This window comes from Deinococcus sp. LM3 (assembly GCF_002017875.1).
Taxonomy (GTDB): Bacteria; Deinococcota; Deinococci; order Deinococcales; family Deinococcaceae; genus Deinococcus.
On the sequence record NZ_MUFV01000001.1, the window covers coordinates 1648233 to 1671700 of the forward strand.

Annotated in this window: 23 protein-coding genes; 4 read left to right on the forward strand and 19 right to left on the reverse strand. The window is 70.3% G+C overall.

From position 1 onward, the window contains the following. Positions 1-68: 68 nt before the first annotated feature. The 3 genes from BXU09_RS07775 to BXU09_RS07785 form a co-directional block, all read right to left on the reverse strand. Positions 69-446, reverse strand: a complete 378-nt coding sequence (locus BXU09_RS07775) for a hypothetical protein (protein WP_078301662.1) — start codon at positions 444-446, stop codon at positions 69-71. Next, the gene (locus tag BXU09_RS07780) at positions 443-1384 is read right to left on the reverse strand and encodes a hypothetical protein (protein WP_078301664.1); all 942 of its coding nucleotides are present in this window, start codon (positions 1382-1384) and stop codon (positions 443-445) included. The genes BXU09_RS07775 and BXU09_RS07780 overlap by 4 nt, the downstream gene beginning before the upstream one ends. An 82-nt stretch (positions 1385-1466) precedes the next feature. Beyond that, positions 1467-2090: a YqhA family protein gene (locus BXU09_RS07785; RefSeq protein ID WP_240501333.1), complete on the reverse strand. Its 624-nt coding sequence runs from the start codon at positions 2088-2090 to the stop codon at positions 1467-1469. 203 nt (positions 2091-2293) lie between these two features. Here BXU09_RS07785 and BXU09_RS07790 point away from each other — a divergent pair, with 203 nt between their 5' ends. Then, positions 2294-3073, forward strand: coding sequence for an APH(3') family aminoglycoside O-phosphotransferase (locus BXU09_RS07790; protein WP_078301665.1), 780 nt, complete (start codon positions 2294-2296; stop codon positions 3071-3073). Positions 3074-3287: 214 nt separating this feature from the next. Here BXU09_RS07790 and BXU09_RS07795 read toward each other — a convergent pair whose 3' ends face one another. Continuing rightward, on the reverse strand, positions 3288-3677 hold the full coding sequence (locus tag BXU09_RS07795; protein ID WP_078301667.1) for a helix-turn-helix domain-containing protein: 390 nt from the start codon (positions 3675-3677) through the stop codon (positions 3288-3290). Positions 3678-3823: 146 nt separating this feature from the next. Between BXU09_RS07795 and BXU09_RS07800 the strand changes: the two genes are divergently transcribed. Next, a complete protein-coding gene (locus BXU09_RS07800) occupies positions 3824-6046 on the forward strand; it encodes an MMPL family transporter (protein ID WP_078301669.1) in 2223 nt (740 codons plus the stop codon). Between the two features lie 101 nt (positions 6047-6147). On the opposite strand, the gene BXU09_RS07805 is transcribed toward BXU09_RS07800, so the two are convergent. Continuing rightward, on the reverse strand, positions 6148-6762 hold the full coding sequence (locus BXU09_RS07805; RefSeq protein ID WP_078301671.1) for a DedA family protein: 615 nt from the start codon (positions 6760-6762) through the stop codon (positions 6148-6150). Between the two features lie 85 nt (positions 6763-6847). Between BXU09_RS07805 and BXU09_RS07810 the strand changes: the two genes are divergently transcribed. Continuing rightward, positions 6848-7501 carry an HAD family hydrolase gene (locus BXU09_RS07810; RefSeq protein WP_078301673.1) on the forward strand — a complete coding sequence of 218 codons (654 nt, stop codon included), beginning with the start codon at positions 6848-6850 and terminating at the stop codon, positions 7499-7501. A 545-nt stretch (positions 7502-8046) separates the two neighbouring features. On the opposite strand, the gene BXU09_RS07815 is transcribed toward BXU09_RS07810, so the two are convergent. The 14 genes from BXU09_RS07815 to BXU09_RS07875 form a co-directional block, all read right to left on the reverse strand. Further along, positions 8047-9450: an RtcB family protein gene (locus tag BXU09_RS07815; RefSeq protein WP_078301675.1), complete on the reverse strand. Its 1404-nt coding sequence runs from the start codon at positions 9448-9450 to the stop codon at positions 8047-8049. A gap of 257 nt (positions 9451-9707) precedes the next feature. Continuing rightward, the gene (locus tag BXU09_RS07820; RefSeq protein ID WP_078301677.1) at positions 9708-10391 is read right to left on the reverse strand and encodes a hypothetical protein; all 684 of its coding nucleotides are present in this window, start codon (positions 10389-10391) and stop codon (positions 9708-9710) included. 52 nt (positions 10392-10443) lie between these two features. Beyond that, positions 10444-11025 (reverse strand): hypothetical protein, encoded by a 582-nt coding sequence (locus BXU09_RS07825; protein ID WP_078301678.1) that lies wholly within the window; start codon positions 11023-11025, stop codon positions 10444-10446. Continuing rightward, positions 11022-11924 (reverse strand): CapA family protein, encoded by a 903-nt coding sequence (locus BXU09_RS07830; protein WP_078301680.1) that lies wholly within the window; start codon positions 11922-11924, stop codon positions 11022-11024. Before BXU09_RS07830 ends, BXU09_RS07825 begins: the two co-directional genes overlap by 4 nt. Next, positions 11921-13966 (reverse strand): DUF3160 domain-containing protein, encoded by a 2046-nt coding sequence (locus BXU09_RS07835; RefSeq protein WP_078301682.1) that lies wholly within the window; start codon positions 13964-13966, stop codon positions 11921-11923. The genes BXU09_RS07830 and BXU09_RS07835 overlap by 4 nt, the downstream gene beginning before the upstream one ends. Positions 13967-13998: 32 nt before the next feature. Beyond that, positions 13999-15456 carry a UDP-N-acetylmuramoyl-L-alanyl-D-glutamate--2,6-diaminopimelate ligase gene (locus BXU09_RS07840; protein WP_078301683.1) on the reverse strand — a complete coding sequence of 486 codons (1458 nt, stop codon included), beginning with the start codon at positions 15454-15456 and terminating at the stop codon, positions 13999-14001. A 173-nt stretch (positions 15457-15629) separates the two neighbouring features. Beyond that, positions 15630-16322: a hypothetical protein gene (locus tag BXU09_RS07845; protein WP_078301685.1), complete on the reverse strand. Its 693-nt coding sequence runs from the start codon at positions 16320-16322 to the stop codon at positions 15630-15632. Positions 16323-16382: 60 nt separating this feature from the next. Further along, a complete protein-coding gene (locus tag BXU09_RS07850) occupies positions 16383-17030 on the reverse strand; it encodes a hypothetical protein (protein ID WP_144012020.1) in 648 nt (215 codons plus the stop codon). Between the two features lie 92 nt (positions 17031-17122). Continuing rightward, positions 17123-17746: a deoxynucleoside kinase gene (locus BXU09_RS07855; RefSeq protein WP_055363618.1), complete on the reverse strand. Its 624-nt coding sequence runs from the start codon at positions 17744-17746 to the stop codon at positions 17123-17125. After that, positions 17746-18357 carry a deoxynucleoside kinase gene (locus tag BXU09_RS07860; protein ID WP_055363619.1) on the reverse strand — a complete coding sequence of 204 codons (612 nt, stop codon included), beginning with the start codon at positions 18355-18357 and terminating at the stop codon, positions 17746-17748. Before BXU09_RS07860 ends, BXU09_RS07855 begins: the two co-directional genes overlap by 1 nt. A gap of 121 nt (positions 18358-18478) precedes the next feature. Further along, a complete protein-coding gene (locus tag BXU09_RS20920) occupies positions 18479-18652 on the reverse strand; it encodes a hypothetical protein (protein WP_168174571.1) in 174 nt (57 codons plus the stop codon). A 2-nt stretch (positions 18653-18654) separates the two neighbouring features. Next, on the reverse strand, positions 18655-19566 hold the full coding sequence (locus BXU09_RS07865; RefSeq protein ID WP_078301688.1) for an SPFH domain-containing protein: 912 nt from the start codon (positions 19564-19566) through the stop codon (positions 18655-18657). Positions 19567-19743: 177 nt separating this feature from the next. Next, positions 19744-20835 carry a S1C family serine protease gene (locus tag BXU09_RS07870; RefSeq protein ID WP_078304861.1) on the reverse strand — a complete coding sequence of 364 codons (1092 nt, stop codon included), beginning with the start codon at positions 20833-20835 and terminating at the stop codon, positions 19744-19746. 62 nt (positions 20836-20897) lie between these two features. After that, the gene (locus BXU09_RS07875; protein WP_055363626.1) at positions 20898-21104 is read right to left on the reverse strand and encodes a hypothetical protein; all 207 of its coding nucleotides are present in this window, start codon (positions 21102-21104) and stop codon (positions 20898-20900) included. Positions 21105-21638: 534 nt separating this feature from the next. On the opposite strand from BXU09_RS07875, the gene glmS reads away from it, so the two are divergent. After that, the gene (gene glmS, locus BXU09_RS07880; RefSeq protein WP_078301689.1) at positions 21639-23459 is read left to right on the forward strand and encodes a glutamine--fructose-6-phosphate transaminase (isomerizing); all 1821 of its coding nucleotides are present in this window, start codon (positions 21639-21641) and stop codon (positions 23457-23459) included. Positions 23460-23468 lie beyond the last annotated feature (9 nt).

Below are 23468 nucleotides of genomic sequence, written 5' to 3' on the forward strand. Positions count from 1 at the left end.
CCGGAACAGGGTTTCTCCGGCCCACTCGCGCGCCGGGCGTTGTTTCCTCGTGCGGGCGAGGTCCGTGCCTACCGGCGGCCCCCGTACTTGGGCGCGCCCTTACGGACGCCGGCGTAGCGGTTGCGTTCCTTGCGACGCTGCGCGCTGCTGACCCGCTGACCGGACGCCCCCTTGCCCCGGGCGGCGTCGGCGCGGGCCTGCAGGCGGCGCGGCACGAAGGTATCCACCGACATGAAGCGCGCCAGCGGGATGTACAGCGCCAGCACGAACAGCAGACTGCCCCACCAGGTATTCAGGTACGGTCCCAGCGGCGTGAGTTGCAGCAAGCTGCTCAGCAGCGTTGCCACGAGAGCGAACAGCATCACGCGGGTCAGCAGTTTCAGCAGCTTGGGACCCGTGAACCCCGGATCGGGGTCCGGGGTGGTCAGCCAGCGCCACCACTTCATGCGTCGCGCTCCCCGGTGGCGGCCGCGGCGGCGGCGATCTCGGCGGCGCTGGCCGGCAGTTCCGGCGCGGCCGGACGGGACGCGGCCGGGGTGTCCAGACGGCCCGCCAGCAGCGCGAGTTCCGGGAAGTCCGTCTGCACGCCGTCCACGGTCAGGACCGTGAAGGGCTTGTGCAGCCGCGCGGAGAGCCGCGTCACGGCGGCCCCGGCGCTGCCGTCACCGGCCGGCACGACGAACACGAAGCCCCGCACGGCGGCCTTGCCGCTCAGCAGCGACAGCGCGCCGAACAACTCCAGGTCGCCCGGCGCGGCCCGGTCCGGCTGCTCGATCCGTTCGGCGCGTTTCAGGACGTCCGGGACCGGCAGTTCGTGACTGAACACCGGGTACAGTCCCAGGTCGTCCATCGCGGTGCGCAGCGGGCCGATCAGGGCGTCCTCGCCCAGCAGGGCGCGCGGCCCGATCACGGCAACCGTGCGGCGGGACGCGCGGCTCAGGGGCGGCATCTCGGCGCGCGGGTCGGTGCCCAGCGGCCGGACCTTCTCGATGGCCAGCCGGACCCGGCCGGCACTCTGCGACACGCGCATGCCCACCTCGGCCGCCGCGCCTTCCATCAGGTCCGGGCGGTCCGGCACGCCCAGCAGCGTGGGCAGGCCACTGATACGCCGCGCGAGCAGTTCGGGCAGCGCCTCGCTCCAGGCGTCGCCGCTCACGGCGGCCCACTGCGGTAGCAGGACCAGGTCCACGCGGCCCAGCGACAGGATGCGCCCCAGCGCCAGTTGCACCGGGGCCGGCTCTCCCGGCAGGCTCTCGCGGCCCAGGGCCAGGGACTCGGCGTCCCTCAGGGAAGGCACGACGACCTCGGCCCCCAGTTCTTTCAGGTACGCCGACCAGTACGTGGGGAGCCTCGCGGCGCGGGATTCAAGCAGACCAACCCTCATTCTGCACAGTGTACGCGCGCCGGGCCGGGGGGGTGGCCGCGCGGCTCACGTTCCCCGCCCGGGGGCGGTCTGCGCGGGGCGCTCAGCCGCTGCCCTCCCCGGCGTCGACCTTGCCTTCCTGCTTGGCGACGGTGGCCTGCTCGGCCAGTTCCACGTCATGGTCCTCGATGTGCCGCTGCTCGGTGTGGTGCTCGAACAGGTCCTGCCGGGCGCGCAGTTTCGCCTGCGGCTGCTGAAGGTCGCCGCCGTTGCCCCGGTGGACCCGCTGAAAGAACACCAGCGCCCCGCCCGCCAGGGCCAGCGCGCCCGCGAAGTACAGGGTGTCCAGCGGTTTCTCCCAGCGCACGAAATGCTCCAGGAACGTGACGCCCAGGATCACGATGATCACCGACACCACCTTCTGCTCCAGATCCGCGAGGCTCTCGACGCCCAGCGCCGAGGTCAGGTTCAGCGGCGTGATGAACAGCGAGTACAGGCCCACCCCGATCAGGTAGAACACCACGGCCTTGAGCATGGTGCTGACGATCTCCAGGAATTCCACGGCGATGTCGCCGTCCTGGTTGGCAATGCCCTGCGTCAGCGTGTCGCGCCACGAGTCCCAGATGGTGTACAGCGCCAGCAGCGTGCCCTGAAGGAACAGGCTGAACGACACCAGCAGCACGGCGATCACCGCGATCAGCACCACGAAGCGGGTGCGGCCGATCAGCTCGCTGAACCACTCGCGCTTGGACGGCTCTTCGGTGGGGGGCCGGGCAGAGGGAGGCCGGGCAGAGGTGGGCCGGGCAGAGGGAGAGGGAGTCACGCCCCCATGATCGCCGCCGCCGGGGGGCAGGCGGGCGCGGGTGAACTTCACACTTGCCTGAACGTCCGCGCCGCTGCCAGACTGCCCGGCGTGCCAGACTGCGGGATGTGAGTGCGCCCGACCGCCCGACCCTGCCCGACGCCCTGAAACGCGTGCTGCCCGCCGCCCGCTGGGAACGCGTGAGCGGCGGCCAGAGCGGCGCGCAGGTCTGGAAATCCTCACGGTTCGTGCTGAAGGTCCAGACCCGCTCGCCGCACGCGACAGGGCTGCAACAGGAACGCGAGCGGCTGCGCTGGCTGCACGGACGCCTCCCCGCGCCGCAGGTCGTGGCCTTCGAGATCGAGGGCGACCGGGAATTCCTGGCCATGACCCGCCTGCGCGGCATTCCCATGAGCCACCCGGACGCGCGGCTGCACCCCGAACGGGTCGTGACCCTGCTGGCCCGCGCGCTGCGCGAACTGCACGCCCTGCCCATCCGGGACTGCCCGTTCCGGCAGACGCTGGACGTGACCCTGCCCCTGGCCCGCGAGCGCGTGCAGGCCGGACTGATCGACAGCCGCGACTTCGACGACGACCACGCCGGACGCAGCCCGGTCAGCGTCTTCAACGAACTGGCCCGCACCCGCCCCGCCCACGAGGACCTGGTGGTCACGCACGGGGACGCCACCCTGGACAACCTGATCCTGAACGGCGAGCTGCTGGAGGGCCTGATCGACGTGGGCCGCCTCGGCATCGCCGACCGCCACGCCGATCTGGCACTGGCCGCGCGCAGTGTGCGCAGCGAACTGGGTGAACGCTACGCCAGGATGTTTCTCGACCTGTACGGCCGTGCCCTGGTGGACGACACGAAACTCGCTTACTACCGCCTGCACGACGAACTGTTCTGAAACGGACCGTAGGAAGCGGAAAGTGGTGAGCGGGGTGGGGGTTCCACCGTCCACTCATACGGATTCCGTTTGTTTCGCTGACAATCCGGAACTTCACCGGATTGCCAGCTCCACGTCCGGAACCCGGCCTGCTCCCACTCGCATCCGCTCGGATTGAAGGGGCTACAAAGACCCTTCAATCGGAGTCCGTATCACCACTTCCCACTCCCTGCCCTTACGCCTTCGCCCAGCTGCGCAGGTAATCGGCGACGAGTTCGCTGACGTTCACGCCGTCGCGGGTGGCCTTCTCGATCTGCGCGGCCTTCTCCTCGCGGGTGATGGGGAGCCAGAGGGCCACGTACTCCTGGCCGCCTTCCTGCCTGAATTCCCCGCCCAGTTCATCGCGCTGCACGAATCCAGTCTTGTTCATGTCTTCCTCCGTTCCGGCCTGCATCAGCCAGTGGGTCACGCGGGCTTTCAGGAAACGCCACTCCCGGCCGACCTTGCGGCCCGGGATCTCACCGCCCCGCACCAGGGTGTAGGCGGTGGTCTCGCTGACCTTCAGGTAGGCGGCCAGTTCCTCCAGGGTCAGGACCTCGTCCGTGGGGATGTTCGTGTCGTTCATACCGGTACCTCCTCTCAGGTGATGCCATCTTGCGCTATCTGACGCCTGATGTCAATAGATGCTGCAAGATGGTGCCAGTTGATACCCGTTGCAGTTGGTCGCCCTGCCTCCGGTCTGCCCGACCCACCCGTGATCTACTCGGACCCATGCGGACCCTCGGCCGACTCGTCTCCCACCACCCCTGGGCCGTCCTGATCGCGTGGCTGATCGCCGCCGCACTCAGCGTGCCCTTCGCCGCCCGCGCCCCCGCCGCCCTGAACGCCGACCCGGCCAGCGGCCTGACCACCTCCGAATCCACGCTGGTCACCGACGCCCTGCGCGACCGCTTCGGCGAGACCGACACCAACACCGTCATCCTGGTCACCCGCAGCGCCCCGGCCCTCGGCACCCCCGACGGCGACGCCGCCTACCAGCGCTTCCTGGACGGCCTGGACGACGTGCCCGGCGTCACCCGCGTCACCGCCGCGCAGGGCAGCGGCCCCTACCGCACCCGCTCCGAGGACGGCACCCTGGCCCTGACGCTCGCCCAGATCCCCCTGCTCGACGGCGCCAGCGACGCCCTGCGCCGCGTGCGCGAGTACGCCGCCACGCAGGACAGCCCCGCCCTGGACATCCGCGTGACCGGCGGACAGGCCATCGCCGACGACTTCACCTACTACGCCGAGAGCGACACCAAACGCAGCGAACTCGTCGCCCTGCCCCTGATCGGCGCGCTGCTGCTCGTGGTGTTCGGCGCGCTCGTCGCCACCGGCCTGCCACTCGCCGTCGGCGTCCTCAGCATCAGCGTCGCCATGGCCGCCCTGTACGGCCTGACCCACCTGATGCCCGTCAGCACCTTCGCGCAGAGCGTCATCACCATGCTCGGCCTGGGCGCCGGCATCGACTACGCCCTGCTGATGGTCAACCGCTTCCGCGAGGAACTGACCCGCACCCCCGACCCGCGCCGCGCCGCCGACCGCACCGTCCAGACCGCCGGCCGCAGCGTCGCCTTCAGCGGCCTGACCGTCGCCATCGCCATGGCCGGCCTGATCCTCCCGCCCATCGCCTTCGTGCGCTCCATCGGCATCGGCGGCGTCCTGGCCGTCCTGCTCACCGTGCTCGCCAGCCTCACCGCGCTGCCCGCCATGCTGGCCCTGCTCGGCGACCGCGTGAACAGCCCCCGCCTCCTGAACTTCACCTGGGCGCAGAGCGGCGCCGCCTCGGCCGGCTGGACCGCCTTCGCGCGGCGCGTCACCGCCCGCCCCTGGGCCGCCGTACTCGGCAGCGCCGCCCTGCTGCTGCTGCTCGCCGCCCCCGCCCTGAACATCCGCACCGGGTACGCCGGCGCGTGGGGCCTGACCCCCGGCGTGGAAAGCCGCGACGCCCTGAAAGACGTCGAGACCCTCGGTGCCGGCGGCCTGCTCAGCCAGTTCGAGGTCATCCTCGACCTGAAAGGAGAGCGCTACGGCCCCGACGACCGCGCGCCCTTCCAGGCCCTCGTGACCGACCTGCGCGCCCTGCCCGGCGTTCAGGGCGTCCTGAGCCCCTTCCTGACCCCGCAGGACCTCCAGGCGGCCGGTGGCGACAACGCCGACGCCCTCGCCGCCGTCAGCGCCCTCACCACCCGCTCGTTCAGCCGCGACCGCACCCTGCTGCGCGTCACCGTCGTCCCCGACCGCAACCTCCCCGCCCGCGACATCCCCGCCTTCGAGCGGCAGATCCGCGAGACCATCCAGGCCAGCGGCTACACCTACCTGCTCGGCGGCGCCCCCGTCGGCGGCGAGGAATTCAGCCGCGCCATCACCGGCTCCCTGCCCACCGTCATCCTGGCCGTGTTCACTGGCACCTTCCTGCTGCTGATGGTCGCCTTCCGCAGCATCCTGATCCCCCTGAAAAGCATCCTCATGAATGCCCTGACCGTCGGGGCAGCCGTCGGCGTCGTCACCCTGATCGTCCAGGACGGCTTCCTGGCCGGCCCGCTCGGCATTCCCGCCGACGTCGGCGTGCTCGACGCCAGCCTCCCGGTGCTGCTGTTCGCCATCATGTTCGGCCTCAGCATGGACTACGAGATCTTCCTGCTCTCCCGCGTCCAGGAGGAATACCTCGCCGGACACACCAACGACGAGGCTGTCGTCCGCGCCGTCGGCCACACCGCCCGCATCATCACCTCGGCGGCCATCATCATGTTCATCGTCTTCGCCGCCTTCACCTTCGGCCGCGTCGTCGCCAGCAAGAGCATCGGCCTGGGCCTCGCCGTCGCCGTCGCCCTCGACGCCACCCTCGTGCGCCTCGTGCTGGTGCCCGCCTTCCTCAAACTCGCCGGACGCTGGAACTGGTGGCTGCCCGCCTGGCTCGACAAACGCCTGCCCCGCATCCGCCTCGAACACTGACAAGGGTTGTGGGGAGTGGGGTGTCGGCAGTGGGAACAGCAACAGAGGAGGGGTGACGGCCTGTGCGCTTCACCCCTCCTTCTTCCCACAACCCACAGCCATCACACCTCGGCGTGCTCCTGCTCGCGCTTGCGGCGCAGGAACCACGCCACCGCCGCCACCGCCAGCAGACCCAGAATGATCTTGCTGGCCGGCCCCACATACTGCTCCACCCGGTCGTAATTCTCACCCAGCGCGAACCCCGCCCCCGCCAGCAACGCCGACCACAACGCCGAACCGATCGCACTGAACAGCAGGAACGTCCCCATCGGCATCTCACTCATCCCCGCCGGCAGACTCAGCAGCGACCGGATGCCCGGCACCATCCGCCCGAACAACACCGCCTTCGGCCCATGCCGATCAAACCAATCATCCGCCTTCCGGATGTCCTTCCCACGCAACGTCAACCACTTCCCATGCTTATCCGCCCACGCCACCAGACGCTCCTCACCAAACGCCCGCCCCACGTAATACAGCGGCAACGTCCCGATCACACTCCCCAGCGTCCCCATCAGGATCACCACCGCCAGATTCATATCCCCACGCGCCGCCGCGAACCCCGCCGACGGCATGATCAGCTCACTCGGAATCGGCGGAAACACGTTCTCCAGCACCATTAGAAGCAGAATCCCCACGTACCCCATGCTGTCCATCAATCCCTGTACCCACTCGGCCATACCACCCACCCTACCCGCTCCCGCCCCCACATGCCTCCACCAAAAGTGAATTCCACCCCACCCGCCCACCCCCTACACTGACCCCATGCACCCCATCCAGGCCGTAATCTTCGACTTCGACGGCACCATCCTCGACACCGAAACCCACGAATTCCGCCGCTGGCAGGCCCTCTACCGCGACCACAACCGCGAACTCCCCCTTCAAGAATGGCAACGCGGCATCGGCACCTGGGACGCCTTCGACCCCTGGGCCGGCCTCCCCGACCACGTCCAGCAAAACCGTCAGGCCATCCACGCCCAACTCCTCGAAACCATCCACGCCGACATCCAGGCCGCCGACCTCCGCCCCGGCGTCCGAAACGTCCTGAACGCCATCCGACCCGCCGGCCTCCGCCTCGCCCTCGCCACCAGCAGCGACCGCGCCTGGGTCACCCGCTGGCTCGAACAACACGACCTCCTCGGCCACTTCGAAACCCTCGCCACCCGCGACGACGTCACCCGCGTCAAACCCGACCCCGAGCTCTACACCCTCGCCGTCCACCGACTCGGCCTGAAACCCCACCAGTGCCTCGCCGTCGAAGACAGCCTCAACGGAGCCACCGCCGCCGCCGCCGCCGGACTGCACGTCGTCGTCGTTCCCAACGAAGTCACCCGCACCCAGGCGTTCCTGCCCGAATGGGGGCGGGTCGACGGGTACGAGGGGGGGCTAGAATCTCTGCTGGCGACTGTTCGGAATTGACGTGTCGGGGGGGGCGCCTGGCGGCGGGCCTCCCCACCCCCAGCCCCCTACCCCAGGGGGGCAGGGGGAGCAGTCGCTGCGCTCGGCAAGAGATTTTACTGATGAGGCGCACCTGTAACGGGCGCTGACGTGTCTGGCTTCGACGCCATCCTGCCGCCCCCGCGCAAGGCCCGCGCGCTGCGCGCACGACGGCCGGTGGCAGTCTGCGGAAACTGGCCGCGCAACGGGTTGAATCCTGCTGATCGACTTTGAAACCCGGCTTTGGCAACAGCCCAAAAAGTAGAACCTTCTCGCTCGCACCAAGTGGGCTGGCCCGCCCGGCGTCGTGGCAACGCGGCCCGTCGTGCGCGCAGCGCGCGGGGCGAACGGCGCTGGCGCGAAGGATGGCGTCTAGGACGTGGCCGTACCCGCCCAATGCTCTCCCAAAAAACCCGCGAAATACCTGCACAGTGCCAACGTAAGCTCCCCCTGCCCCCCTGGGGTAGGGGGCTGGGGGGTGGGGAAGCACACGGGAGGCCCGCCGTCAGGCGCAACCAATCCAACTGCTAGATGTCCTCACTCCCGGTATCCATCCGGACAACGCGGGGCTGGAAGCTGGCCACGACGTTCACGAGGTCTTCCTGCCGGGCGATGACGTCCTCGATGCGTTTGTAGGCCTGGGGGGCTTCGTCGATGCCGCCGCCGATGAGGGTGACGCCGCGCCCGGTGAGGTACGCCTGGACGTCTTTCTTGGCGAGGGCGCCGATGGCAGCTTTGCGTCCGAGCTGGCGGCCGGCGCCGTGGCTGGCGCTTTGCAGGGCGCCTTCGTGGCCGAGGCCGCGGACCACGTAGCCGGGGTCGGCCATGCTACCGGGGATCAGGCCGAGTTGTCCGGGGGCAGCGGGGGTGGCGCCTTTACGGTGGACGATGAGGTTCTGGCCGTTCACGTTTTGTTTCCAGGCGAGGTTGTGGCTGTTGCTGATTTGCGTGAGGGGGGTGACGTTCAGGGCGCGGGCGAGGCGGGCGTGGATGAGGTGGTGGTTGGCGAGGGCGTAGCGGCCGGCGAGGTTCATGGCCTGCCAGTACGCCTGTCCGTCTTCGTGGTCGAGGGGGAGCCACGCGAGTTTCTTGGCTTCGGGGGCGAGGGTGGGGTGGTGACGTTCGGCGAGGCCAGTGAAGTGTCCGGCGACCTGCGCGCCGAAGCCTCGGCTGCCGCTGTGGGTGAGTAGCGCGAGGTACTGTCCGGCGGCGAGGCCGAGGTCGGCGTGGGGGAGGGTGAGGGTGCCGAATTCGGCGAAGTGGTTGCCGCTGCCGCTGGTGCCGATCTGCGTGGCGGCCTTGTCGTACAGGTGCTGGAGGATGGGCTGGTCGTCCCAGGCGCTTTCGTGGAGGACTTCGTGGTCCTGGCGGTCGCGTTTCTCGAAGGCGACGCCCGCGCCGAAGCGGGTGTGCTTGAGCAGCAGGGTGGTGGCTTCCTCGGTCCGCAGCGCGCCCGGCTGGATGGGCAGGATGGACAGCATCATGGAGCAGCCGATGTCCACGCCGACGCCGTAGGGAATGACGGCGTTCTCGGTGGCCAGCACCCCGCCGATGGGGAGGCCGTAGCCGACGTGCGCGTCGGGCATCAGGGCACCGGCGCGGCTGACCGGGAGGCGCATGGCGATGTCCATCTGGCGGTGCGCGCCGAGGTCGATCAGGTCCGCGCCCCAGGTGGGGTAGGGGAGGGGTGCGGGGCGCAGGTCGCTGCCCCGGCGGGCGTCACGGACAGCCTGCTGCGCCAGGAGTTCGGCGGCCAGCGGGGCGTACACGCCGCCCGTGGCGTACGCGGCGGGGGTGGCCTGCACGGCGCGCAGTTCGCTCAGGATGTCGTCGCGGCTCAGTCCGGCGGTTTCGCGGGTGGTGGCGGCGGTCTGGGCGAGGGCGATGGCTTTCTTTTCCAGGCCGAGTTTCACGAGGTGTTTGCCGTTCATGGGGTCTCTCTCTTTCAGATGGGCGCGGAGGCGACTTCGCCTCGGGGGGTGGGGTCTGCGGGGATGGGTGTCCGGTCGCCGGGATCGCCGTCCAGGGCGTCGGGCGTACTGGGTGTGGTTGTGCTGAATGGAGCTGTGCGGGGTGTTCCTGCGGGCATGGTCGCCTCCTCTCCCTGAATCGGGTCGTCGTGAGTGTGCCGCGCGGATGGGGGGGCGGGCATCCGCCCAGTGGCGTATGCAGTGGCGTAGGCCAGTGCCTACGCCAGCGGGCCATCGTTCAGCGGGGTGGGGTCGAAGCGGATCTGGTCGGGGATCAGTCGCCCGGCCTGCGCGCGGTAGGTTAGGAGCAGGCGGCCCGTGAACGCCCAGTCGCGCTGCACCTCGACCAGTGCCGTCAGCTGGCCGCCCTGCACGGTCCAGCGCACCTGATCGCCGATGCGGGCCGCCTCGGTGCGGGGCACGCCGGGCCGCGCGGGCAGTTTCACGCTGCGGTCCGGCAGGGTCAGGCTGCCCGTGCCGAAGCGGACCTGCTGGCGCAGGTACAGCAGGGGCGGCGTGACGGGCCACTCGCGCAGGTCCGGCAGGGTCAGGACGCGGGCGTCGTACACGGCCACGCCGGTGCCCTCGTCGGTCATCAGGGTCACGAGCACCTCGGGCCGGGCGTCGCCGTTCAGGTCGGTGACGCTCAGGCCCGGCCAGAAGGTGGGGTTGCTCAGCGTGCGCCACGCCGGGAAGGTCCGCGTGACCGGTCCGGATGTGACGCGCAGGCCGCTCAGCAGGCCCTCCCGTGCGGGCGCGGTGGTCTGCACGGTCAGGTCCGGACCCTCGTGCCGCGCGACGGTCGCCCCGGCGGGAATGCCGCCCGTGGGCGTCGGGACCGGCACCTGCGCGGCGTGCGCGGTCAGCAGCGAGGCGGCAAGCAGCAGGCACAGGGGTCGCATACCCCATCATGCCGGGTTTCCGGGCAGGCCTGCGCCGCCGGATGGCCCGGCGTTACCGGACAGCGGGGCGGCCCCGCGCGTCGGGCTGCACCTCGCGGGCCACGGTAAGGGCGCGGCGGTCCAGCCGGAACCCGAAGCCGGTCCAGTGCCACAGGCTCAGCGCGCGGGCGGGTGCGCCGGGGGCGGCGTAGGTGGTTTCCAGCGTGGCGAGCGTCCCGCCGGGCAGCACAGTCAGTGCCGCGACCGGCTGGAACAGGGCGCTGCCCACCCAGACCTCCCGGTACCGGCCGCCGCCCAGGGGGCGCAGCACAGCGACGTGGCTGCTGTAACCGCGCGCGTCGCGGTTGCCCTGGATGGGCGTGGGGTGCGCGGTCCAGCGGGCGGTGCGCCAGTCGCGCCAGGGTCGCCAGACAGCCAGCACGCACTCGGGGGCGCCGTCGCCGGTCACGTCGGCCAGGACGCTGCTGCGCACCTCCCAGGTCGGGGGCAGGGTCAGGGCCGGGCAGGGGGGTGGGACGCGCCGGGCGGGGCTGGGCGTCCACGTGCCCGCCGGAGTGAGGCTGCGCCACAGTCCCTCGCTGCCGCCCGCCAGTGCGCTGCCCAGCAGCAGCAGGGACGTGAACAGGACTCTCACCGGACCTCCGGGCAGGCGGGGAGGCCCAGCCGGGTCAGCGCCTGTGTCCGCTGCGCCCCGGTGGCGGGGGTCACGCGGCCCGCGCGGGTGCGGGTGGGGGCCGCGCAGGCGCGGGCTACGTCCGGCAGCGGCACGCGCACCACCGCGCCGAGCTGCGCCGCCGGGAACGGCTGGTCGAACAGCAGGTTGCCCAGGCTGTACAGCACCAGCGCCGCCCCGCGTGGTCCGGTCAGGACCTCGTGGCCCTGGAGGACGTGCGGGCCGCTCCCGGCGATCACGGTCGCACCTGCCGCCACCAGCGCCCGCGCCTGCGTCCGCTGCCGGGCGGTGGTCAGGCCGTACTCCTCGCCCCAGTGGGCCAGGACGATCACGGTGTCCGCCTGCCGCGCCGCCGCGCGTACCGCTGACAGCGGCAGGGGGGCGGCGCGGTCGTCCAGCCACGCCAGCAGCGCGATCCGCTGCCCCCGCACCACGTGGACGACCTGGGTGGAGGTGACGGGAGTCAGCCCGGCGCGGCGGAGCGTGCCCTGCGACTGCACCTCCCCGGCCGGTCCGGCGTCCCGGCTGTGGTTGTTCAGCACGCCCAGATGCGTGAGGGGCCACAGGGCGGCTGCCGCGCCGGGCGGGGCGCGCAGGTCGATGCCCGGCGTCCTGCGCGGCGCGTCCGTCAGGGGGGATTCCAGGTTCGCGGCCACCAGATCGGCGCGCAGGGGCGGCGCGACCGCCCGCAGCGTGCCGGGCCAGTCGGCGGCGTTCGCCTGCGCCACGCCGCGCGCGAGGCTCAGGTCACCGGCCAGGGCCAGCGTGACCGGCCCGGACGGCGGCCCAGCTGGCGGTGCCTCCCGCCCGCCCGACGTGAGCAGCAGACCCGCCAGCAGGGCGCAGATGGCGATCCTCACTTCACCAGCACGCCGTCCAGCCAGGGGTGCGCGGGCGGCACCTTGCCCTGCTGGAGCTGCGCGCGCCACGCCTCGTCCGTCAGGCGACCCGAGACGGGCACCGTGAACTCGTACTGCGAGTACACGCCGCCCCGCGCGACCTGAAGGCCGCCGCGACCGTCGGGCACGACGGCGTACAGCTCGTGGACGAAGCCGGTCCCTTCCTCCAGGGCGACGGTATTTCCCGTCCTATCAACGCCGGTGGCGACGTCCGCGACGACGGCGGCCATGGTGTCCTCGTCGAACTCGCTGGCGTTCTCGCCGTCTTTCGGGTCGGCGCTGGCCAGTTTCATCTCCTCCAGCCACCCGCCGAAGTAATGGATGCGGTCGTACTCGTCGCGGGTCAGGGGGGTGCCCGCCAGCTGTTTTGCGGTCGCGGCGCTCAGGAAGGCCAGCATGTCGCGCAGCGAGTCGAGGCTCCGCGCGGTGCGTTCCGACAGGACGTCCTGCTCCTTCAGCACGCGCCGGGTCAGGGTTTCCAGGGTCTGGAGGCGCGCCCAGAGGGCCGGGTTGGGTTCCACGTACCCGCGTGGACTCTGGGGTGCCCCGCCTCCGCCCAGTTCCGCCATGGTCTGCTTGGCGTACAGGATCGTGTCGTGGCGCAGTTCCGTCCAGGAGCCCAGGGCGGTCAGCATCTCCTTGCGCGTCCAGGCGGGCGTGCGCATGAACGCCGGGTAGCGTGCGTCGCGCGGTTCGGGCCTGGCGAGGGCCTGGAGGGCGTACAGCCAGCCGGAGTACACGTTCGCGGTCCAGTCGGCGGGTTTCAGCGCGGCGAAATTCGCGCGGAGTTTCGCCATGTTCGCGTCGTAGTTCGCGTACTTCGTCTGCCCGGTGCGGCGCAGTTCGTTCAGCGCGGCGTCGCTGCCCAGCACGGCCAGCAGGTCAAGGCCGCTGGGCAGCAGGCGCGGCTGCGTGTCGGTGCCCACCTCGCGGTACACGAGGCGCTGGAAGGCCGCGCCGTCCAGCGTGAAGCGCTGCCCCATCAGCCGGAAGCCGAGGGTCTGCGCGTCGCGCACCTCGCGGCCCTCGCCGGGTTTGGCGATCACCACGGCGCTGTTCACCTGCGGGGGCGGCAGTTTACGTAGCTCGGCCTGGAAGGCCTTCAGGACGGCCGGTTCCGCCAGTCGGCGCACCTGTCCGCCCGCCGCCGCTTTCAGGGCCTGCGCGTACTGCCGGTAGTTCAGGTCGTCGCTGCGGCCCACGAGCAGCGCGGTCGGGTCGTAGATGCGCGCCCAGAGGGTCTGGGCCTCGGCGTTTGCGCCCATCAGGGCAGTCAGCAGTCCGGCCACGCGCGTCTCGCTGGCCTTCTCCACCCGCAGGTTCATGCGGCCCAGCCACATCATGGTCCGGAAGTACCGTTTCAGCGCCTCGCTCCGGGTGTAGTGTCCGCGCGGCACGTACTGCGAGTAATCCTCCCGCAGCCCGCTGCCGCTGAAGATGGGGGAACCGGCGATACCCTGGTGCGCGTCGATGAGTTTCAGTTCCGCCGCCACCAGGGCCGCGACCTCGGCGGGCGGGGTCACGGCCGGGTCCGCCAGTTTCTGCGCCACGGCCAGATACGCCAGCGTCAGCCGGGCGTCGGCCTCCAGCGGGGTGCCCTTCAGCGCCGTCAGTTGCCGGCGGGAGTCCGCCACCAGCAGCGCGGTCAGGCGGCGCGCGGCCGGGGCCAGGGACTCGCGTTCCAGGTCGCGCAGCAGCTTCCCGAAGATCAGGTGGTACACGTGCAACGTGGCGTCCGACGTGACGAACACCGGCTGCTCTGCGTAGCGGGTCGCCTCGTACACGGCGTCGAACTGCCGCCACTGCGCGGGGGTGATCACGAAGCCGTTGCGGGACAGCGCCGAGCGCTGCGCAGCGTTCAGTGGGTCCAGGCCCAGGTCGGCCTTCCCGCTGACCAGCGGCGACTTCAGGGCGTTCAGGTTCACGGGCAGCGAGTACGGGGTGGGGGCTGCCACGCTGGTGCCCAGCAGGGCCAGGGTCAGGACGCACAGATGAGGACGCATGCCGCCTTCATACCATGCCGCTGGGCACCCGGTCAGCTCAGCTTCAGGGCGTCTGCGGCTTCCTGCGTCTCGTTCCAGGGAATCGTCTCGTGGGCGCGTTCCAGGGTGTCCTCGGGGCCCTTTCCGGCCAGCAGGACCGTGTCGCCGGGCCGGGCGTGGGCGATGGCGGCGAGGATGGCCTCGCGGCGGTCGGGAATGGACTGGAAGTTGGTGTGTCCGGCGTCGCGGGCGCCGCGTTCCATTTCATTCAGGATGTCGGCCAGCGGCGTGTCGCGGCAGTCCTCCTCGGTGAACACCGCGTGATCCGCGACGCGGGTGGCGACCTCGCCCAGCGGGGCGCGTTTGCCGGGGTCGCGCGGGCCGCCGGCCGAGCCGAGCACCACGATCAGTCGGCCGGACGTGGTGGCGCGCAGGGTGCTCAGCGCCTTGTCGAGGCTGGCGGGTGTGTGCGCGAAGTCCACGACCACGCGCCGTCCGCGCCCGTCCGGCACGAGTTCCATGCGGCCCGGCACGCCCCGGAACGAGGCGAGGCCTGCCATCAGCGCCTCCGGGCCAGCGCCCAGGTGCGCGCTCGCGGCCATGGCGGCCAGGGCGTTCGCCACGTTGAAGCGCCCGATCATGGGGAGGTGCGCGTCGAACTCGCCCAGGGGACTGATCACATGAAAGTGCAGGCCCGTGCTGCGTTCCTCGATGTCCGTGGCCCGCCAGTCGGCGTGCTGCCCCTCGGCGGAGTAGGTGGTTTCGGCGGGTGCCACGCCGCGCAGCTGCGCCGTCCAGGGGTCGTCCACGTTCAGCACCGCGAACGGCGCGGCCTCGATCAGTCGGCGCTTGTCGGCAAAGTAGTTCTCCAGCGTGCCGTGAAAGTCCAGGTGTTCGCTGCTCAGGTGCGTCCAGACGGCCACGTCCCAGTTCACGCCGCGCACCCGGTTCAGTGCCAGGGCGTGACTGCTGGCCTCCAGTACCGCCGCGTCCGCGCCCGAGCGGACCATCTCGGCCAGGGTGGCCTGTACCTGCGGGGCCTCGGGCGTCGTGAAGTGCGCCGGGAAGTGCCGCAGCTGCCCGTCCGGCAGTTCGTAGCCTGCGGTGCTCAGCAGGCCGGTGCGCAGTCCGGCGGCGCGCAGCAGGTGCCGGGTGATCCAGCTGGTCGTGGTCTTGCCGTCCGTGCCGGTCACGCCCACGACCCGCAGCGCGCGGCTGGGATGCCCGGCCAGCGCGGCCGCCGCATCTGCCAGCGCGGCACGGGCACTCGACACGCGCAGATACGGCAGGGGGCTGGTCATGCCGTCCGGCAGGCCCTCGCCGATCACGGCCACCGCGCCCGCTGCCGCGACCCGTTCCAGGAAGCTGTGCCCGTCGAACCGTGCCCCCCGGATCGCCACGAACGCGGAGCCGGGGGCGGCCCAGTCGGCGTTGTGCGTCACGCCCGTCACCTCCGGATTCTCGGTGGGGGCGGGAACGTTCAGGTGGGCGGCCAGCTCGGAAAGACGCATGCAGGGATGATACGGGTTCCGTTTGTTTCGCTGACCATCCGGAACTTCACCGGATTGTCAGCTCCACGTCCGGAACCCGTTTCTCTCCCACTCGCATCCGCTCGGATTGAACGGTCTTTGCAGCCCATTCAATCGGAGTCCGTATGATACGGGCTGCCCCGCTGGCGGTTTCCTCAGCGGACGTGGTGGTACAGGCCGCCGAAGGTCACGTCGGGGGCGGCGCAGCGTCCGTTGTCGGCGGCGACCAGCCAGTTCCCCACGACGTGTAGTTGCGCCTCGCAGCGACCGTCACGGTAGGTCCAGCGGTTCGCGTCGTGCCGCAGCGGGCCGTTCAGGTTCGCGCTGCTGACCGATCCGTCCGGCAGCGCCGCGGTCAGCGAGCCGGTCAGGGTCCAGTGGCCGCTGTCGGCGCGGGTCAGGGTCAGGCCGGTGTTCGCGTCCCGCACCCAGGTTCCGCCGAGTTCGGTGGTGGGCGGGACGGCACGCACCTGCGTGTCCAGCACGAACCCGCGGGTCACGCGGTCCGGCATGCCGCTGGGCGGCACGAAGTAACTGCAACGCCGCCCGCCGGTCGCGGGGCCCTGCAGCAGCAGCGCGCCTCGCTGGGCCGTGGCGCGGCTGTCGGTGCCGCGCACGTCCGTGAAGGTCAGGCGGGTCGCCGTGATCTGCGCGGCCCGCAGGTCCGCCGGGTCCAGGTCACGCCAGTCGGCCGGGCAGGTCGCGCCCGTGACGGTGGCCGGGGTGGTGGGCGCCTGCGGGCTGGCCGCGTGGGCCGCTCCGGTCAGGAGCAGCGCGGCCAGTCCGGCGGCCCGGACTGATCGGGACTGCGGACGGTCGAGCGGCGCGGCGGGGCGGGGGGCGGTCATCCCCGCAGCCTAGCGCGCTCCCCGCCGGGCAATGGTGGGCGGCGGTCACGGCGGGCCGGGTCAGCGGGTGCGGATGAACAGCCCGCCCGGCGCGGCGCAGTCGGGCGCGGCCGTCACGATCAGCCACGCCCCGACCGGCGTCAGGCGCTGGACGCAGCGGCCGTCCGCGAGGTTCCAGGCGCGACCCGCCTCGTCTGGCAGGGCGTCGCCGTTCAGGGCCGCGCCACGCAGGGTCAGTCGGTTCTCGCGCCGCTGGACGCTCAGGGTGTCGCCGCGGGCGTTCGTCCAGAGGCCGTTCAGGGTGGCGGCGGTCGCCTCCGACTGAAGCGAGGCGTTCGACAGGTAGCCCTGACGGTCCGTGACGGACGCCTCGCTGATCACGTAACTGCAGCGCCGACCGTTCTCGCTGGGGCCCTGCAGGAGCCGTTCGCCGCGGTTCACGCTGCGGCCCAGGGAGCGCCCGGCGGCGTCCGTGAACGTGGCGCGCTCGGCCCGGACCTGCGCGGCCCGCAGGCTGGCCGGGTCCAGGGTCTGCCAGTCGGGGCAGGGCCGGGCGGCCTGCGCCGCGGCGCTGGAGGTGGCGCTGCTGGAGGTGGGGGCGGCGCCCTGCGCGGCGGCGGTCGGGGACAGCGCGGCGCTCATCAGGGCGGCTCCCATCAGCACGGACAGCAGTGGGGCGGGCCGGGGGCGGAAGGTTGGCGGGGTCACGTGCGCAGCGTAGCGGGCACGCGGAACGCCCGCACGCAGATCTGACCGGCTCTTCAGGTCTGCACGCGGGCGGCGGTTCAGGCGGGCTGCTGTCAGCGCAGCAGCGGCAGGCCGAAGCCGTTGGCCTGCACGCGGGCGCACACCCATTCGAAGGCCTGCGGGTCGGCCACGAAGTCCAGCTGATCGCCGGGAACCCGCACGACCGGGCAGGCGTCGAAGCCGGTCACCCAGCTGTCGTACAGGCGGTTCAGGCCGCCCAGGTACGCCTCGGGGATGGCCTGCTCGTACTCGCGGCCGCGCTGCGCGATGCGGCGTTTCAGGGTGGGCAGGCTGGCGTCAATGTGGATCAGCAGGTCCGGGACGCGCAGGGCGCTCAGCACGCCCTCGTACAGGCTGAGGTAGGTGTCCCAGTCGCGCTGCGCCATCTGCCCGCTCTCGAACAGGTTGCGCGCGAAGATGTTGGCGTCCTCGAACACCGTGCGGTCCTGAATGACGTAGCGGGCGCCGGTCACGAGGTTCAGGTGCTGCTCCAGGCGCCGGGACAGGAAGTACACCTGCGAGTGGAACGAGTACTGCCGCATGTCGCGGTAGAAGTCTTCCAGGTAGGGGTTGTCGGCGTACGGTTCGTACACGGGGCGCAGGCCGTAGCGGTCGGCCAGCATGCGCGTCAGGGTGCTCTTGCCGCTGCCGATGTTCCCGGAGATCGCGAGGTACATCAGTCGGCCGCCTGCGTGTCGCGCAGGGCACTGTCGATGCGGTCCATCAGGTCCTGCTCGTGGTCCGGGTTGTTCACGAAGTCGATGCCGGCCGCGTCGATGATCACGTGCGGGTGCGGGTACGTGCGGAAGTACTCGTCGTACCGGCTGGTCAGGTCCGCGAGGTACGCGGCCTGCATGTCCTGCTCGAACGGACGGCCGCGCAGCGCGATGCGGCGCAGCAGTTCGTCGGTGTCAGCGCGCAGGTACACCACGAGGTCCGGGGTGGGCAGGCGCGGCGACAGGTGCGAGTACAGGTCCTCGTACAGCGCGAACTCGGCGTCGCGCAGGTTCATGGACGCGAAGATGAAGTCCTTGTCGAACAGGTAATCGCTGACCACGCTGCCCTTGTACAGGCCCGGCTGCCACAGCGCCGAGAGCTGCTTGAAGCGCGACAGCAGAAAGAACGCCTGCACCTGAAACGAGAACGCTTCGGGCTGCTCGTAGAATTTCGCCAGGAAGGGGTTCTCCTCGACGATCTCCAGGTTCAGTTCGGCGCCGTGACGCGCGGCGAGGCGCCCGGCGAGGCTTGTTTTCCCGACCCCGATGGGCCCTTCGACGACAACGTACATGACAGGCCAGAGCATAGCGCCCCCCGCGAGTCTCAAGGGTGGATGAACGCCTTGACACGGGTGGGGGGCGTGGGGGGGTAAACGGCAGACGGAGGATGGGGTGGGTTCCATCCTCCGTCTGCTAGTCGCTGTCCTCTTTCTTCTTCTCCTTCAGGCGCCCGGCGTCCCGTGCGGCGCGGGTCAGGAGGTACTCGATCTGGGCGTTCACGCTGCGCAGGTCGTCTGCCGCCCATCGTTCCAGCGCCGCGTACAGCTCCGGGCTGATGCGCAGGGGGAAATTCTTGCGCGGCGGCATGGCTAGTACAGGCTGCCGGCGTTCACGACCGGCTGCGTGCCGCGTTCGCTGGTGAGAACGACCAGCAGGTTGCTGACCATCTGCGCCTTGCGTTCCTCGTCGAGGTGCACGATGTCCTGCTCACTGAGTTCCTTCAGGGCCATCTGGACCATGCCGACGGCGCCCTGCACGATCTGGGTGCGCGCCGCGATGATGGCGCTGGCCTGCTGGCGCTGAAGCATGGCGCCCGCGATTTCCGGGGAGTACGCGAGGTGAGACAGGCGCGCCTCCAAGACTTCCACGCCCGCGTGGCGCAGGCGGGTGGCGAGTTCGGTGGCCAGCGCGTCGGCGATCTCGTCGGCGTTGCCGCGCAGGCTCATGGCGTCGTCGGTGTAGTTGTCGTAGGGGTACTGGCTGGCGAGGTGCCGCAGGGCCGTCTCGCTCTGGATGGCGACGAACTCGTTGTAGTCCTCGACGTCGAACACGGCGCGGGCGGTGTCCACGACCCGCCAGACGATCACGGCGGCGATCTCGATGGGGTTCCCGGCCAGGTCGTTGACCTTCAGCCGCTCGGAGTTGAAGTTGTGGATTCTCAGACTGACGCTCTTGCGGACGGTCAGGGGGTTGGTCCAGTACAGGCCGTTGCGACGTTCGGTGCCCACGTAACGGCCGAACAGCGTGATCAGGGTCCCTTGGTTGGGCTGCACGATGAAGAAGCCCACGACCATGAAGATCACGGCCAGGATCAGGGGAACGCTCAGGAGCGGTTGCCGGGCCACGAAGGTCCAGATGGTCAGGCCGCACAGCAGCAGCCACAGCAGGAACACCGGGATGCCGGGCAGGCCGAAGGCGGCGCGTTCGACGCTGGAGACGCCGCTGCGGGTGGAGACGCCGCCGTTGGGGGTGGGGACGGGAGCCTGTTGCAGTTCGTTCATGGTGGAACCTCCGGGCCGATCTCAGGTGACTATCAAAGTGATATCACTTTGCGGTCAAGATTGCCAGAGGTCCGGCCCGCGAGGAAGGACAGGGATGAACGGTCAACAGTCAACGGTCGATGGTCGGCAGAGGGGAAGTGCCCCGTCCATCAACCATCAACCGTTCACCATCAACCCTTACTGCAGGGTGCGTTTGAGCAGCGTGACCTTCACGTCCACTTCCTGCCGGTTGCGCCAGACTTTCAGCGTGACGGTCTGACCGGGGCGCTTGGTGGCGACCAGCCGGATCACGTCGAACGAGTCCCGCACGCGCTGTCCGTTCACCGCGATGATGACGTCACCCAGCGGCGCGAGCAGCTGATCCTTGCTGTTGCGCAGGCTGCCGCGCAGGCCCGCACGCGCGGCGGCCGTCCCGGCCGGCACCTGATCCACCAGCGCGCCCTCGGAACTGTTCAGGCCCGCCAGCTGCCGCAGCGCCGGGTCCAGGTTCTCCAGGTCCACCATGGTCACGCCCAGCGTGCCGCGCTGCGGAACCCCGATCTTCTCCAGGTCGTCCAGGCTCTGCTTGACCAGGTCGCCCGGAATGGCGATCCCGACCGTGCCGGGCACCAGGGCGTTCGGCGCGGCGTTCAGGTCCGCGACACCCACGACTGCCCCGCGCGAGTCCAGCACCGGCCCGCCGCTGTTGCCCTGCTGCACGCTGGCAGTGGTGGTCAGGTACTGGCTGATCTCGCCGCCCAGCTGGTCGTTGCGGGGCACGTCGCGGGCGCTGGCGGCCACGCTGAACACGCCGCTCGCCACGAAGTTCTGAATGCGGAACGGCGTGCCCAGCGTGATCAGCTTCTGCCCCGGAATCAGGCGCGCACTCGACCCGAAACTCAGGGTGGCGGGGGCCGTGACGCCGGTCACGCGCAGGATCGCGATGTCGATGCCCGGATCGACGCCCTCCAGCCGCGCCGGAACGCGCCGCCCGTTGAACAGCGTGACACTCAGGGACTCCTGGTACTGCACGACGTGGTAGTTCGTGACGATCAGGTCCTTCTTGTAGAAGAAGCCGGTGCCGGTCTCGATGGGATCGTCGCCGGTCTGAAGCTGCTCACGCTGAAGCCGGTTGTCGATCCGCACCACGGCCTGCAGGGCCTTCTGCGCGACCTCGACCGTGTTGATCTCGTCCGGGGTGACCAGCGCCCGCTCGGCACTGACGCGCCCCGTGACATACGCGCCCGTGACCGCGCCGCCCAGCAGCAGGGCCACCCCCAGGACCTGCAGGGCCCGGTTCCGGAGGGTGGCCGGCCGGAAGCCCGGCGCGGTGTCCGGGGTGCGTTCGGGGGTCACTCGCCGCCGCCGCCCTCGCCGCCCTTGGGACGGGAATCGGTCACGTAGAACCCGCTGCCCTTGAAGGCAATGCCGGGCCGCGCCAGGACGCGCTTGACCGGCACGCCCGTCTGGGGGTGCGTGGTGTAGGCCTCGTCACGCATGCTCTGCTGCAACTCGTAGATCTCGCCGGTTTCGATGTTCTTGTACAGGTAGGTGGGCATGATGGTTTCCGTGTCCTTCTGATGGTGATACGTCACTTGCTCTGGTTCAGCCGTGAGGGAGCTGTCCGCCCGGTACCGGTCCGTCACGCCGAACTCGCCAGCCGGACGCCGGGCACGTCCGCGCCCATCCTAGCAAGGACCGCCGCGTGGCATGTCCGGCCGTCCAGGCGGGGCATTGAGCATTCCTTCCAACTGCGCCGCCCGGACGCCCGCAATCCGCGTGAGTGACATACTCATGTGACGCACGTCCGGGCGGCGCGCTATGCTGCGGGGCGAACCGCTGGTGTCCGGTTCACACAAACAGGGCAGCGCAAGGCCCCCGCCCACACGCGGGGGAGACGAGGTGGAGGTCAGCGAGCAATCTGCGGATGCCTCCAGGCGCGCGTCGGGCGCCTACCCGCCGCTTCCTCACGGGAGCGGGAAGCGCGGCGATAACCCCCACGGCAACGTGGGCATAAGGCCGCGCACGACGAACCCCAAACCAAGACAGGCACCCCCGCCCGGCCCCCGCGCCGACGGCGGGATGGAGTCACCATGTGTGGAATCGTTGGATACATCGGCCCCCGTCAAGCCCAGGAAGTTCTGATCTCCGGCCTCGCCAAACTCGAGTACCGCGGCTACGACAGCGCCGGCATCGCCATCCATGACGGCGAATGCATCGACGTGAAGAAGAAGGCCGGGAAACTCGAGAACCTCAGCACCCTCCTCGACGGCCAGCCCATGAGCGGTTCGCTGGGCATCGGGCACACCCGCTGGGCCACGCACGGCCTGCCGAACGACACGAACGCCCACCCGCACGCCACCGAGGACGGCCGCATCGTGATCATTCACAACGGCATCATCGAGAACTACCTGAACCTCAAAGAGGGCCTCCAGGGGCGCGGCCACCAGTTCAAGAGCGAGACCGACAGTGAAGTGCTGGCCCACCTGATCGAGGAAGCCTACACGGGCAACCTCGAAGAGGCGGTCCGCGCGGCGCTGGCGCAGGTGCGCGGCGCGTACGGCATCGTCGTCACGCACGTCGACCACCGCGAGATCGTCGCGGCCCGCACCGTCAGTCCGCTCGTGATGGGCGTCGGCGAGGGCGAGATGTTCCTGGCGTCCGACGTGCCCGCCCTGCTGGCCTACACCCGCAACATGGTGTTCCTGCACGACGGCGACATGGTCGTCCTGAACGACGACGGCTTCCGCGTCATGGACCTGGCGGGCAACCCGCAGCAGCGCACCATCGAGCACATCGAATGGGACGCCGAGGCCGCCGAGAAGGGCGGGTTCGACACGTACATGCTCAAGGAGATCTACGAGCAGCCCCAGGCGCTGACCAACACCCTGATCGGCCGCCTGCACGACGAGACCGGCGAGGTCAACCTCGACATCAACCTCGACCCCGGCTCCTTCAAGCGGATTTCCATCATCGCGTGCGGCACCGCCTTCTACGCCGGACTGGTCGGCGAGTACCTGATCGAACAGCTCGCCCGCATCCCGGTCGAGGTGGACGTCGCCAGCGAGTACCGCTACCGCGACCCGCTGGTCAGCGAGAACACCCTGGCCATCGTCGTGTCCCAGAGCGGCGAGACCATCGACACCCTCGAGGCGCTGCGCGAGGCCAAGAAGTTCGGCGCGAAGACCCTGGGCGTCATCAACGCCAAGGGCAGCTCCATGACCCGCGAACTCGACGACACGCTGTACATCCACGCCGGACCCGAGATCGGCGTCGCCAGCACCAAGGCGTACACCAGCATGGTCAGCGCGTTCCTGATGCTGGCCCTGTGGCTGGGCCGCGCCCGTGGCACCCTCAGCGAGGAGCAGGGCGCCGAGCTGCTGAAGGCCGCGCGCGAACTGCCCCGCCTGGTCGAGGAAGCCCTGGCCCCCGAACGCGTGGCGCGCATCAAGGAAGTCGCCGAGAAGTACGCTACGGCCCGCGACTACCTGTTCCTGGGGCGCGGCGTGAACAGCCCCACCGCCTACGAGGGCGCCCTGAAACTCAAGGAGATCAGCTACATCCACGCCGAGGCGTACGCAGCCGGCGAGATGAAGCACGGCCCCATCGCCCTGATCGACGAGAACCTGCCGGTCGCCGTGATCGCCACCGAGAGCCGCCTGCTGGAAAAGACCATCAGCAACGTGCAGGAAGTCCGCGCCCGCGCCGGCAAGGTCATCCTGTTCCTCAGCGACGGCGACACCGAGAACGCCCGCCACGGCGACGACGTGATCTACGTCCCCCGCGCGCACGAGATGGTCAGCCCCGTCGTGAACGCCGTCGCCATGCAGCTGCTCGCGTACTTCACGGCCACCGCGCTGGGCAAGGACGTGGACAAACCCCGCAACCTCGCCAAGAGCGTCACCGTCGAGTAACGACCCGCT

Coding starts and splice junctions, on each gene's coding strand:
- BXU09_RS07775 (WP_078301662.1), bottom strand. CDS start 446: ATGAAGTGGTGGCGCTGGCTGACCACCCCGGACCCCGATCCGGGGTTC.
- BXU09_RS07780 (WP_078301664.1), bottom strand. CDS start 1,384: ATGAGGGTTGGTCTGCTTGAATCCCGCGCCGCGAGGCTCCCCACGTAC.
- BXU09_RS07795 (WP_078301667.1), bottom strand. CDS start 3,677: ATGAACGACACGAACATCCCCACGGACGAGGTCCTGACCCTGGAGGAA.
- BXU09_RS07800 (WP_078301669.1), top strand. CDS start 3,824: ATGCGGACCCTCGGCCGACTCGTCTCCCACCACCCCTGGGCCGTCCTG.
- BXU09_RS07805 (WP_078301671.1), bottom strand. CDS start 6,762: ATGGCCGAGTGGGTACAGGGATTGATGGACAGCATGGGGTACGTGGGG.
- BXU09_RS07810 (WP_078301673.1), top strand. CDS start 6,848: ATGCACCCCATCCAGGCCGTAATCTTCGACTTCGACGGCACCATCCTC.
- BXU09_RS07815 (WP_078301675.1), bottom strand. CDS start 9,450: ATGAACGGCAAACACCTCGTGAAACTCGGCCTGGAAAAGAAAGCCATC.
- BXU09_RS07820 (WP_078301677.1), bottom strand. CDS start 10,391: ATGCGACCCCTGTGCCTGCTGCTTGCCGCCTCGCTGCTGACCGCGCAC.
- BXU09_RS07835 (WP_078301682.1), bottom strand. CDS start 13,966: ATGCGTCCTCATCTGTGCGTCCTGACCCTGGCCCTGCTGGGCACCAGC.
- BXU09_RS07840 (WP_078301683.1), bottom strand. CDS start 15,456: ATGCGTCTTTCCGAGCTGGCCGCCCACCTGAACGTTCCCGCCCCCACC.
- BXU09_RS07845 (WP_078301685.1), bottom strand. CDS start 16,322: ATGACCGCCCCCCGCCCCGCCGCGCCGCTCGACCGTCCGCAGTCCCGA.
- BXU09_RS07855 (WP_055363618.1), bottom strand. CDS start 17,746: ATGTACCTCGCGATCTCCGGGAACATCGGCAGCGGCAAGAGCACCCTG.
- BXU09_RS07860 (WP_055363619.1), bottom strand. CDS start 18,357: ATGTACGTTGTCGTCGAAGGGCCCATCGGGGTCGGGAAAACAAGCCTC.
- BXU09_RS20920 (WP_168174571.1), bottom strand. CDS start 18,652: ATGCCGCCGCGCAAGAATTTCCCCCTGCGCATCAGCCCGGAGCTGTAC.
- BXU09_RS07865 (WP_078301688.1), bottom strand. CDS start 19,566: ATGAACGAACTGCAACAGGCTCCCGTCCCCACCCCCAACGGCGGCGTC.
- BXU09_RS07875 (WP_055363626.1), bottom strand. CDS start 21,104: ATGCCCACCTACCTGTACAAGAACATCGAAACCGGCGAGATCTACGAG.
- glmS (WP_078301689.1), top strand. CDS start 21,639: ATGTGTGGAATCGTTGGATACATCGGCCCCCGTCAAGCCCAGGAAGTT.